A 12,487-nucleotide genomic window follows, 5' to 3' on the forward strand; every position below is an offset into this window, starting at 1 on the left:
GGATAAAGAAGAAAAACTTCACAAATGGAAGTTTCACTTCAATCACCTTTTTTTTCATTTTCTAAAAATGTTACTTGCTCAATTATCCCCTCGAGTAAAAGCTCTTCTGGAAGAATCGTTTTAATAACAAAGGATTGTCCTTTAATTAATAATTGACCGTGTTTTAAAAGCAATCGCACTTCTTTATCTGAAAACACTAATAACCCCCGATGATTTTCTATATAAATATGTATTTGCCCAACAAGAGTAATCCGAGGTAGATCCATTAATACATCCACTGGTAGGTCTACTTGTTTTGTCAACCAATTTTTCATTTGTTCTAATTTCTTCATCTCGAAAGACCCCCTCTCATCCCATATATGTATTTCTTCACAAGTGCCTATCGTGTTATAACGACTTCACTAACATAACTATATTCTGCAAGAGTTCATATCATGTTAATTAAAACAGTCGCTATATGAAATCATATTTGTCAGGACAATGATGGATCAGAGGATGTTACCTTTAATAATAGAAGTATTAATACAAGAATATGCGCCCCTACAGGATATCAGTACAAGTTACATTAAGAAATTGAGCCTAGCAAGAAGTTGGAAACTTGAAAAAACCTGTTACAATTCGTTCTGGACGTGACATACTGACCATAGAATAAGTAGTTGTCATTCATTAGACAAATGAGATAAAATCCGAAAAAGGAAATTGCTCCACTCTGAATTTTGCGGTGTAAGTAAGAATATTTTATAGGTGGTTGTTATATGAATTTCAAAAAAATATTAGGATTCATTAAAAAACAAAAAAATGAATTAATAAGCGAGGAAATACGAAAGGAAATTGGATTTAGTCAAGAAATTTTGAATGTTATAAAACAAGTTACTAACAGCAGCATCCAGCCCTTTTATGCAACTGATTCAAAATCTAAAATAGCCGGAGTCTCTTTCGTTACCTTTGAGGATTCTGCTGAACAGCAAGTTATAAAACTTCAATCTGAGGTTCAGAAACTTGGATACTTAGCTTTTATTTGCGAAAGAAGTTTTAGTCAAGGAAGTAAGAGTGAGTGTAGAATTGCAATTACACAAGGAAATGACCAATTTGATATCCTTACAATCCAACAAACAAATGGCGTTAATTACGAAGTTAGCAATATAGATGTTATTTTTAAACTAAGAAAATGGAATGATCGCTATCCTTTTATCATAATCGGTGCAGATCATGACTGGGTTGATGCCATTTTTAGCGCGTTACCTACAGACGAAGAAATGCAATCTTTCGCGCAAGAAATGTATGAATTTTGTCCAGATATAGTGGAACAAGGAACAGAAAGCATTGAGGAGTTAGTCGAAGAAATTAAGAAAACGAAAAAGCTTTTTTTATGGTGGGATTAATCATAACTAAGGCCGTTACCTTTTTTTACATACCAGAGGCGTTTCTATCACTTACAGAAACGCTTTTTAAGCAATATAGCGTTTTTCCTTAATAAGAACAATAAAAAAACGTCTCATACGAAATGAGACGTTTTTTTATGCTAATAGCTGGATAACCAGCTTATTCACAAGTGATCCGTCTGTTTTACCTTTTACTTTCGGCATAACAGCAGTCATCACCTTACCCATATCTGCTTTAGAAGTCGCACCAACTTCAGAAATAACTTGCTTGATTACATCAACTAGTTCTTCTTCAGTTAATTGCTCTGGCAAATATGCGCTTAAAATCTGAATTTCACTTTGCAGTTTATTAACAAGGTCTTCACGACCAGCTTTTTTAAATTCAAGGAGGGAGTCCTTATACTGTTTTACTTCACGAGCTAAAACTGTTATTTCCTCTTCTTCAGTAAGAGTATGTTGCAGTTTAATACCTTCATTTTGTAAAGCAGCCTTAACCATACGAATAACGGTTAATTTTTCTTTTTGTTTATTCTTCATCGCTTGTTTCATATCATCGTTTAAACGACCGAGAAGACTCATAACTTACACCCTCTCTTAGAATTTACGCTTTCTTGCCGCTTCAGATTTCTTCTTACGTTTTACACTTGGTTTTTCATAAAACTCGCGCTTTCTTGCTTCAGCAAGTGTACCAGTTTTAGAAACCGATCTTTTAAAACGGCGAAGTGCATCCTCCAAAGACTCGTTTTTACGAACGACTGTTTTTGACATTCTCTTTCCCTCCCTCCGAAACATCACACTTACATACTAACTTCAGCATGCAAAAAGAAACACTTCTTCAGCATGTCTTTTACGATTATAATACATTTTATCACTTCAGGTCAACTATTTGGCAGAATAAAAGAAGAATAGAAGCATTTCCTTTTCAAAAGTTATACAAATAGCTAGTATCCTTCTTTCATGAAGACAACTATATTTTTATCATTTCAACTTTTTTCATACAGGGATGCACGAAATGCCTCTCCACCTTCTAGTACTTAACCGCTTCAAATAAAGAAAGCATGCAAACCGTTTCCGGTTGCACGCTCTTTTTTATGCGCTTGCTGATTCTTTTTTCACATCATCTTCAAGAACACGAACAAATTGCGCTTCGTTATATGGATAACCAGCTTTCGTAATTTTCACTTTCACTAGCTTACCAATTAATTCTTCTGATCCTTCAAATACAATTTTCAAGTAGTTATCTGTATACCCTACATATAACCCTTCACGGTCGCCGTCTTTAAATTGCTCTTCTGGAATGATTTCAAGCACTTCACCTTCAAACGCTGATGCATATTCTTTCGCTAATTGATTAGATAGCTCAATTAAACGATGAACACGATCATTCTTCACATCTTCAGGAACTTGATCTTCCATGCGTGCTGCAGGTGTTCCTGTACGTTTTGAGTAAGGGAACACATGTAACTCAGAGAAGCGGTTCTCTTTAATGAAATTGTATGTTTCCATGAATTCTTCTTCTGTTTCACCTGGGAAACCAACGATTACGTCAGATGTAATCGCAAGGCCTGGTAACGCTTCTTTCAAACGATCTAAACGCTCTTGGAAGAATTCCATCGTATATTTACGACGCATACGTTTTAATACAGTATTAGAACCAGATTGCAACGGAATATGCAAGTGACGTACAACTACTTCAGATTTATCTAACACTTCAATTACTTCATCTGAAATTTGACTCGCTTCAATAGAAGAAATACGAAGACGTTTTAATCCGCCTACTTCCGCTTCCATATCACGAAGTAATCCAGCTAAGTTATAATCTTTTATGTCTTCGCCGTATCCACCTGTATGAATACCCGTTAATACGATTTCTTTATAGCCTGCATCCACTAATTGTTGCGCTTGTTTAATAACTTCTTTTCCATCACGAGAACGCATTAAACCGCGCGCCCAAGGAATGATACAGAATGTACAGAAGTTATTGCAACCCTCTTGTATTTTTAAAGACGCACGTGTACGATCCGTGAAATAAGGTACATCAAGTTCTTCGTACACACGTGTTTTCATAATATTGCGGACAGCATTAATTGGTTGACGCTCTTTACGGAATTCTTCGATGTAACCTAACATCTTTTCACGATCCTGTGTACCAACTACAATATCTACACCTGGAATCGCCATAATTTCAGCTGGAGATGTTTGTGCATAACATCCCGTTACGCAAATAACTGCATCTGGATTTTGACGCACAGCACGTCTGATTACTTGACGGCTTTTTTTGTCCCCAGTATTCGTTACTGTACATGTGTTAATAACATATACATCAGCTTTCTTTTCATATTCTGTTCTTTCATAACCACCTTGTTTAAACAATTGCCAAATGGCTTCTGTTTCATAGTGGTTTACTTTACAACCTAACGTATGGAACGCAACAGTTGACATTGATCATCACCCCATCAATTCAAAATGATACGAAGCAGCACTTAACGCGTATAACGGCGCCGTTTCTGTTCTTAAAATTCTTGGTCCTAAACTACATGGTACAAATTTATGTTCACGAAGCGCTGTAATCTCTTCCTCAGCTAAACCGCCTTCTGGGCCAAATACAATCAATAGCTTTTGACCTGGTTTCATTGTCGTTAAAGCTTTCGCAAAATTAGATTTCTCGCCTTGTTTTGCTTCCTCTTCGTAAGCAACAAGACAAGTATCATACTCACCACTCATTGAAAGCAATTGCTTAAATGATGCCGGAGCATGTACTTCTGGAATTTCACTTCTATGTGATTGTTCCGCAGCTTCTTTCACAATTTTTCTTAAACGCTCAACTTTTTTATCAGCTTTTTTCGCATCCCATTTTACGATAGAGCGAGATGCTTGAAATGGTAAGAATGCAGCTGCCCCAAGCTCAGTTCCTTTTTGAAAAATTAACTCTAGCTTGTCTCCTTTTGGCAGTCCACTTGCAATCGTCACGAAAACAGGAAGTTCACTTGACGCCTCTACCCATTCTACAATAGCCGTATTAATAAATTCACTGGTAATTTCATCAATTGAACATACTGCTGTTTTTCCATTTACACAGCAATAAATATGATCACCAGCTGACATACGCATCACTCTTGCGATATGATGTACGTCATCACCTACAATGCGAATACTTGTCTCATTTACATATTTCTCTTCTACAAAATAACGTTGCATATAATCACCTTAGTAGAGTTTCGTTCCTTTCGTAAGTCAACACTTACGAAAAGAACGAAACGTTATCATTTTTCATATAACAAACGGCAAGTCCCTCACCTTATAGTGAGAGACTCCCCTTTTCATTATAGACTAAAATCTATATTACGCATTTCGTGCAATAATTGCTACCCAATCTTCCATTCGTAACACTTCTTCAATTGTAAATCCAGCTTTTTCTAGCGCCTCAGAAATTACTTTTTCCTTCGCAGCAATAATGCCCGATGTAATAAATAATCCACCTGACTTCACAACTCTTGCTGCATCTTCAGGGAATAATAGAATAATTTCTGCTAATAAGTTAGCTACGATTAAATCAACTGGACCTTCAATACCTTCTAAAAGACTATTTTGTCCAACAGACACGATATCATCTGTTTTATTTAAACGTACATTCATTTCTGCACTTTCAACCGCAACCGGATCTAAATCATACGCTTGAACAGAAGACGCACCTAATTTTGCTGCTGCAATACTAAGTACACCAGAACCTGTTCCTACATCAATAATATTGTCACCTGGCTGTACTGTTTTTTCTAAAGCACGGATACACATCGTTGTTGTTGGATGAGTTCCTGTACCAAACGCCATACCCGGGTCTAATTCAATGATTTTTTCATCAGGAGAAGATGGTGTATATTCTTCCCAAGTCGGTACGATTGTGAATGTATCAGAAATTTGTACTGGATGGTAATATTTTTTCCAAGCAGTAGCCCAATCTTCTTCATTGACTTCGTTAACGGTAATATTTCCAGTACCAATTTCGATGTCGTAAGATGGAAGCACATCAATAGATGATTTTACACCTGCAATCGTTTCATGTAAAGAATCCGTTTGCGGGAAATACGCTTTTATTAATACACCTTCCGCCGGATATTCATCTGGGTTCAATGCATAAATTTCACCATATTGTTGCTCGCGCTCTTTCGTTAACTCCGCTGGATCCTCAATCGCAACTCCACTAGCACCAGCTTCATGTAAAATATGAGAGACAGCTTCTACTGCTTCTTCTGTTGTATGAATACTAATTTCTGACCATTTCACAATTTACCAACTCCATTTTTTATTTCCATTATTCCCCTTTGAAAGCACGTTTAAGCTTTCCGAATAAACTATCATCCTGCTCTTCTTGTCCTGCAAATTCACGTAATAAATCTTTTTGCTGTGAAGTCAATTTCGTCGGTACAACAACACGAACGACTACATATTGATCTCCTTGGCCGTATCCACGTACATTCGGAGCACCTTTTCCTTTTAAGCGGAATTCTGTTCCAGTTTGTGTTCCTGCTGGAATTTTCAGCTTCACTTTACCATGAACAGTAGGAACTTCCACTTCATCACCAAGCGCCATTTGCGCAAATGTTAATGGCATTTCGCAAATAATGTGATCTCCTTCACGCTCGAAGAATTCATGATTTCTTACATGAACGACAACATATAAGTCTCCTGCTGGTCCGCCATTTACGCCGGCTTCACCTTTTCCAGACACTCGAATTTGTTGACCATTATCGATACCCGCTGGAATTTTAACATTGATTTTTTTACGTTTACGAACTTTACCTGAACCGTGACATGTCGTACATTTTTCTTTAATAATTTGTCCAGTTCCTGAACAATGACCACAAGCTTGACGGTTTACGATACGACCAAACGGTGTGTTTTGTTCAACACTCACTTGACCAGAACCTGAACAATGTTTACATGTTTCTTTTGAAGTTCCTGGTTTTGCTCCACTACCTTTACAAGTATCACATGGATCTTCTACTGGAATTTCCACATTTAATTCCTTACCAAAAATAGCTTCTTCAAAATCTAAAGTGACTTGATATTGTAAGTCAGCACCTTGGCGCGGAGCATTTGGATCACGACGTCTGCCGCCACCACCGCCAAAGAAAGAACTAAATATATCTTCAAAACCGAAGCCACCGCCGAAGTCTCCTCCGCCGCCAAATCCACCGAATCCTTGATTTGCACCAGCATGACCAAATTGATCGTACTGCGCACGCTTTTGATCATCACTTAACACTTCATATGCTTCTTGTACTTCTTTAAACTTTTCAATTGCATTTTCTTCTTTGCTTACGTCTGGATGGTATTTTTTAGCCAAACGACGATACGCTTTTTTTATTTCATCTGTTGAAGCGCCCTTGCTAAGTCCAAGGACCTCATAATAGTCTCGTTTACTCATAAATTTACAACCCCCGAATCTTTCACATAAACGTAATTTTAACACCGAAAGAAAGTGCTTTGCAACAAAGTTTCCTCACTTACAGTATGCAAAGCGAAAAACTTAAGATCCTCACACATCGCTTCTCATTCGTGAAAAAAGCCAAAGTCAAGGCACGCTTGACTTTGACTTTTTGTCATCTTACTTATTATGTTTACAGTTGAATTACTTGTCTTCTTTTACTTCTTCAAACTCAGCGTCAACTACATTGTCTTTCTTCGCGCCAGCGTCTTGTGCACCTTGCGCACCTTCTGCTTGACCAGCAGCTGCTTGAGCTTGCTCGTATAATTTAACAGTTAATTGTTGTACGATTTCTTGTAAAGCATCTTTTTTCGCACGAATTTCTTCAAGCTCGTTTTTCTCAATTGCAGCTTGTAATGCTTCTTTCGCTTCTGTTGCTTTTGCAACTTCAGCTGCATCTACTTTACCTTCTAAATCTTTTACAACTTTGTCTGTTTGGAATACAAGTTGGTCAGCTTCGTTACGAAGTTCAACTTCTTCCTTACGTTTTTGGTCAGCGTCAGCATTTGCTTCCGCTTCTTGTACCATACGTTCTACTTCTTCATCAGAAAGACCTGAAGAAGATTGGATTGTAATAGCTTGCTCTTTGCTTGTTCCTAAGTCTTTCGCACGTACGTTAACGATACCGTTCGCATCAATATCGAATGTTACTTCGATTTGTGGAATACCACGTGGTGCTGGTGGAAGGTCAGTTAATTGGAAACGACCTAACGTTTTGTTGTCAGCTGACATTGGACGCTCACCTTGTAATACGTGAATGTCTACTGCTGGTTGATTATCAGCAGCTGTCGAGAATACTTGTGACTTACTTGTTGGAATTGTAGTGTTACGCTCAATTAATTTCGTGAACACGCCACCCATAGTTTCAATACCTAAAGAAAGTGGAGTTACGTCTAATAATAGAACGCCTTCTACATCTCCAGTAAGTACGCCACCTTGAACTGCAGCACCTAATGCTACAACTTCATCAGGGTTTACACCTTTATATGGCTCTTTACCAGTTTCACGTTTAATAGCTTCTTGTACAGCTGGGATACGAGTAGATCCACCAACAAGAATAACTTTATCTAATTCGCTTGGAGCAAAACCAGCGTCTTTTAATGCACGACGAGTTGGCTCTAATGTTCTTTCAACAAGACCTGCTGAAAGCTCTTCGAATTTCGCTCTTGTTAACGTTAATTCTAAGTGTAATGGACCAGCAGCTCCAGCACTAATGAATGGTAATGAAATTTGAGTTTGTGTTACACCAGAAAGATCTTTTTTCGCTTTTTCAGCTGCATCTTTCAAGCGTTGAAGCGCCATTTTATCTTGGCTTAAATCAATGTTATTTTCTTTTTTGAACTCAGCTACTAAGTGATCGATGATAACTTGGTCAAAGTCATCGCCACCAAGACGGTTGTCACCAGCAGTTGAAATAACTTCGAATGTGCCGTCTGCTAACTCAAGGATAGATACGTCAAATGTACCGCCACCTAAGTCATATACTAAGATTTTTTGTTCTTCGTCTTGTTTTTCTAAACCGTAAGCAAGTGCTGCTGCTGTTGGCTCGTTAATGATACGCTCAACTTCTAAACCAGCGATACGACCAGCATCTTTCGTTGCTTGACGCTCTGCATCGTTGAAGTATGCAGGTACTGTAATAACAGCTTTCGTTACTGTTTCACCTAAGTATGCTTCAGCAGAAGCTTTTAAGTTTTGTAAAATGATGGCAGAAATTTCTTGAGGTGTATAATCTTTACCTTCAACTTCTACTTTGTAGTCTGTACCCATATGACGTTTAACAGACATGATTGTATTTGGGTTTGTAATTGCTTGGCGCTTTGCAACTTCCCCAACTTGACGTTCTTCATTTTTGAAAGCTACAACAGAAGGTGTTGTACGGTTCCCTTCTGGATTTGGGATAACCTTTGGTTCTCCACCTTCCATAACAGCTACACAAGAGTTTGTTGTACCTAAGTCAATACCGATAATTTTACTCATGGCGAATCCTCCTAGTTTTATGTAAATTATTGATTTACTTTTACCATTGATGGGCGAATCACACGGTCTTTTAATTTATAACCTTTTTGGAATTCTTCCACAACCGCGTTTGATTCAAATTCACTATCTTCCACTTGCATAATAGCTTGGTGTTCATTAGGATCAAACTGTTTACCAACAGCTTCAATCACTTCCACACCTTCTTTAGTCAGCGCTTCTAACAATTGACGATGCACCATTTCCATACCTTGTAACAAGGATTTCGTTTGCTCATCAGTCGCTTCCACTTGCATTGCTCTTTCAAAATTATCAAGAGCTGGCAAGATGTCTGAAACTAGACTTTGTGCTCTATATTTTTCAGCAGCCTGTTTATCCATTTGGACACGGCGCTTATAATTTTCAAAATCAGCTTGTAGACGTAATGTGCGACCTTCCGTTTCCGTTAGTTTCGCTTGTAACTCATCTACTTTTTCTTGTAAAAGAGCAGCCTCACTTTTTTCTTCTACAGTTTCTTCACTGTTTTCTGGCGTGACAGCTTCTTCAACTTGCGCTTCTTTTACTTCTTCTACCACTTGTTCGTTACGCTCTTCCACAATATTCACCTCCTTAAAAGGTATTAGGTATCATGCATAGCATGATTACCTAAGCATTATATATTACACACAGCAATGAAAATTTCATCACTTGAGCGAATGTATTACTCTCATTTACTTTTTAAGCCCATCAGTAAATTGTCCCGTAAATAACTGTAACAAACTAATTACACGAGAGTATTGCATTCTCGTAGGACCTAAAATAGCAATTGTTCCAAGTTGCTCTTCGCCGATCGAATATGTTGCAGAAATTAAACTACAATCCTCCATAGCCGTCGAAGAGTTTTCCCTACCAATTTTCACTTGAATCCCGACTTGTTTATGACGCAAAATGTCATAAAATTCGGCTTCATTATCAATCATGGTAAGTAAAGATCTAACCTTTTGAATGTCATGGAACTCTGGCTGCGAAAGCATATTTGCTTTTCCTCCAAAGTATATCTTTTCCGATAACGGAACTTGAAATGTACCATCCAACATTTTTATTGCACTATCGTAATTATGAACATACCCACGTAAAACTGTAACAATTTCCTTAAAGATTTTATTATGAAGTTCTTCCATCGGTACGCCAGATAGCTTTTCATTTAAAATATTAACCATTTTTTCTAAATCTGATAAATCAACAGATTCCGGAACGGTAATCGTTTTACTTTGTACATGCCCTGTATCGGTTACAATAATAGCGACTGCAGTTTGACGATCAAGCGGCACAATTTGTACATTTTTAAGTTTATTTGTACTTAACTTCGGTCCAAGAACAATTGCCGTATAATTCGTAAGTTCTGATAAAATTTGAGCAGATTGCTGTGCAATTTTTTCCGCTTCAAAAATTCTTTCAGCAAATAAATCTTTAATTTGTACAATTTCAGCGTTCGGTAAGTTTTGCGGCGCTAAAAGATGGTCTACATAAAATCGGTAGCCTTTCTCAGAAGGAACACGTCCAGAAGAACTGTGCGTTTTTTCAATAAAGCCTAATTCTTCTAAGTCTGCCATTTCATTTCGAATAGTAGCTGAACTAAATGTGATTTCATCTTTTTTAGCCAACGTTCTAGACCCAACAGGCTGCGCTGATCCAATAAAGTCATCAATAATTGTTTGTAAAATTAAGAGCTGACGTTCCGTAAGCATCTCATCATCACCTCTGTTAGCACTCTTTGTCTTTGAGTGCTAAATCTATTAATAACTTACCAAAATTGACATTCAATTGTCAACGGAAACGTCACGAAATAATGAAACTTTTTCACGCCTATAGAACATTTAATTAGTCAATCAAAAATGATTGGAATACTTCATTCCCTAATAATTTTCCTTTTCGCGTTAAACGCACATGTCCATCTTCCTCTTCAAGCAATCCCTGCTCTTGGTTGCTTTGTAACTGCTTCGCGAAAACTTGATCCATCTCTACATTAAATTTATTGCGGAACGCCGTTTTAGAAACACCTTTTGTTTTTCGAAGCCCTAAGAACAGCTCTTCTTCCATTCTTTCTTTCTCCGTCACTTTGTGAACATCTAAATACGGAAATCCTGTTTCATCAATTTTATTAAAATATTGCTTCAGGGGACCAACATTTTGAATACGTTCTCCGTTCACATAACTATGAGCTCCAGCTCCAAATCCATAATACTCTTCATTATTCCAGTATGTGAGATTATGTCTACTTTTATTGTCACCTTTTGAGAAATTACTAATTTCATACTGGTTATAACCGTGTTTCTCCATTTCATCCATTACTATTTCATACATTTTCGCTTCATGGTCTTCACCCGGAAGACGTAATTTCCCTTTGTTCATTAAGTTATAAAACACTGTTTTTGGCTCCACAATTAATGAATATGCCGAGAAATGTTGTACACCAAGCGTAAAAGCAATATCTAATGTTTCTTTTACATCTTCTATCGTCTGTCCTGGCAAAGCATAAATAATATCTACATTAATATTTTTAAAGCCTACTTCCTGTGCCTCTCGAATCGCGAGGAATGCATCTTCCCTCGTATGCTTGCGCCCGATCTTCTCAAGAAGTTCATCACGGAACGTTTGCACACCAAAACTAATTCGATTTACTCCACCTTCTAGCAGTACATTTAGCTTCTCTTTCGGTAGATCTCCTGGATTCGCTTCAAATGTTAATTCACAATTCGGGGCGAACGGACGCAAATGACGATTAATAATCTCGAGTAATTTTTTTGTCTGTTCCATATTTAACGCTGTCGGAGTTCCCCCACCCACAAAAATCGTTTTCATACTATCAAATGGAACTTTTTGAACCGTATTTATTATTTCCTTCTCTAAATAATCTAAATATTGATCAACCGGTTGGCGTTCAATAAACACTTTATTAAAATCACAATAGTGACAAATGTGCTGACAAAACGGAATATGAATGTATGCAGCTTGTACCAAATATAACTCCTACCTTTCTAAAAAGAAAACCTCCGCACTCCGGAGGGTTCTCTACTTCTCTAACGTATTACGAATTTGTTCCATTCGCATTTTTCCCCAATCATACATCATTTCAACGATCGGTAAAAGTGACATGCCTAGTTCCGTCATATAATACTCAACGCGAGGAGGAATTTCGGGATATACTGTCCGATCAACAATCCCATCTTCCATTAACTCTTTTAATTGGTTCGACAAAACTTTATGAGAAATGCTTGGGAATAACCGTTGTAATTCACTGAAACGATGCGGCCCTTCCACACCAAGATGCCACAGTATCACAACTTTCCACTTTCCACTAATAATAGAAAGCGTCAATTCCTTTTCACAATTAAAATTACCATTTTGTATTTTATCTTGAATATCTTTTCGAATATTTTCGGACATTAACAATCTCCTAACTCTATATGAACTAAAAAGCTCTCTCATTATTGTAAATGAGAGCTGCTCAGATGTCTAAAAAGTAATTATACAGAAAAAAGAAGCCGCACAAATGATATGCTCCCCCTATAGTAGACAGAAAAAAGAAAGCTTTATATCCTGTCTACTATAAGGGGGATTTTTTTATGGGGAAAATTAGAAGAACATATGATGAAACATTTAA

Annotated in this window: 13 protein-coding genes; 1 reads left to right on the top strand and 12 read right to left on the bottom strand. The window is 37.3% G+C overall.

Features of this window, described 5'->3' with window-relative positions:
* Positions 1-38 precede the first annotated feature (38 nt).
* Positions 39-332, bottom strand: coding sequence for a sporulation protein YqfC (yqfC, locus tag MR168_RS11605; RefSeq protein ID WP_000732269.1), 294 nt, complete (start codon positions 330-332; stop codon positions 39-41).
* Between the two features lie 423 nt (positions 333-755).
* Here yqfC and MR168_RS11610 point away from each other — a divergent pair, with 423 nt between their 5' ends.
* Positions 756-1,382, top strand: coding sequence for a DUF4253 domain-containing protein (locus tag MR168_RS11610; protein WP_001009615.1), 627 nt, complete (start codon positions 756-758; stop codon positions 1,380-1,382).
* A 135-nt stretch (positions 1,383-1,517) separates the two neighbouring features.
* On the opposite strand, the gene MR168_RS11615 is transcribed toward MR168_RS11610, so the two are convergent.
* The 11 genes from MR168_RS11615 to MR168_RS11665 form a co-directional block, all read right to left on the bottom strand.
* A complete protein-coding gene (locus tag MR168_RS11615; RefSeq protein ID WP_000054562.1) occupies positions 1,518-1,961 on the bottom strand; it encodes a GatB/YqeY domain-containing protein in 444 nt (147 codons plus the stop codon).
* Between the two features lie 15 nt (positions 1,962-1,976).
* Positions 1,977-2,150 (bottom strand): 30S ribosomal protein S21, encoded by a 174-nt coding sequence (rpsU, locus tag MR168_RS11620; RefSeq protein WP_000048061.1) that lies wholly within the window; start codon positions 2,148-2,150, stop codon positions 1,977-1,979.
* Between the two features lie 321 nt (positions 2,151-2,471).
* Positions 2,472-3,824 (bottom strand): tRNA (N(6)-L-threonylcarbamoyladenosine(37)-C(2))-methylthiotransferase MtaB, encoded by a 1,353-nt coding sequence (gene mtaB, locus MR168_RS11625; RefSeq protein WP_000108679.1) that lies wholly within the window; start codon positions 3,822-3,824, stop codon positions 2,472-2,474.
* A 6-nt stretch (positions 3,825-3,830) separates the two neighbouring features.
* On the bottom strand, positions 3,831-4,580 hold the full coding sequence (locus MR168_RS11630; protein WP_001190156.1) for a 16S rRNA (uracil(1498)-N(3))-methyltransferase: 750 nt from the start codon (positions 4,578-4,580) through the stop codon (positions 3,831-3,833).
* A gap of 144 nt (positions 4,581-4,724) precedes the next feature.
* A complete protein-coding gene (gene prmA, locus MR168_RS11635; RefSeq protein ID WP_000872101.1) occupies positions 4,725-5,663 on the bottom strand; it encodes a 50S ribosomal protein L11 methyltransferase in 939 nt (312 codons plus the stop codon).
* Positions 5,664-5,691: 28 nt separating this feature from the next.
* Positions 5,692-6,807: a chaperone protein DnaJ gene (dnaJ, locus tag MR168_RS11640; protein WP_000043947.1), complete on the bottom strand. Its 1,116-nt coding sequence runs from the start codon at positions 6,805-6,807 to the stop codon at positions 5,692-5,694.
* Between the two features lie 204 nt (positions 6,808-7,011).
* Positions 7,012-8,847, bottom strand: a complete 1,836-nt coding sequence (gene dnaK, locus MR168_RS11645; RefSeq protein WP_000034700.1) for a chaperone protein DnaK — start codon at positions 8,845-8,847, stop codon at positions 7,012-7,014.
* Positions 8,848-8,873: 26 nt separating this feature from the next.
* Entirely contained in the window at positions 8,874-9,440 is a 567-nt protein-coding gene (grpE, locus tag MR168_RS11650; RefSeq protein WP_000392711.1) for a nucleotide exchange factor GrpE, read from the bottom strand.
* Between the two features lie 114 nt (positions 9,441-9,554).
* Positions 9,555-10,571 (bottom strand): heat-inducible transcriptional repressor HrcA, encoded by a 1,017-nt coding sequence (gene hrcA, locus MR168_RS11655; RefSeq protein ID WP_086412397.1) that lies wholly within the window; start codon positions 10,569-10,571, stop codon positions 9,555-9,557.
* Between the two features lie 133 nt (positions 10,572-10,704).
* A complete protein-coding gene (gene hemW / locus MR168_RS11660; protein ID WP_000249433.1) occupies positions 10,705-11,844 on the bottom strand; it encodes a radical SAM family heme chaperone HemW in 1,140 nt (379 codons plus the stop codon).
* Positions 11,845-11,895: 51 nt separating this feature from the next.
* Entirely contained in the window at positions 11,896-12,270 is a 375-nt protein-coding gene (locus tag MR168_RS11665) for a winged helix-turn-helix transcriptional regulator (protein WP_001293539.1), read from the bottom strand.
* Between the last annotated feature and the right edge of the window lie 217 nt (positions 12,271-12,487).

It is taken from the genome of Bacillus cereus group sp. BfR-BA-01356 (assembly GCF_022663635.1).
Classification (GTDB): domain Bacteria; phylum Bacillota; class Bacilli; order Bacillales; family Bacillaceae_G; genus Bacillus_A; species Bacillus_A cereus.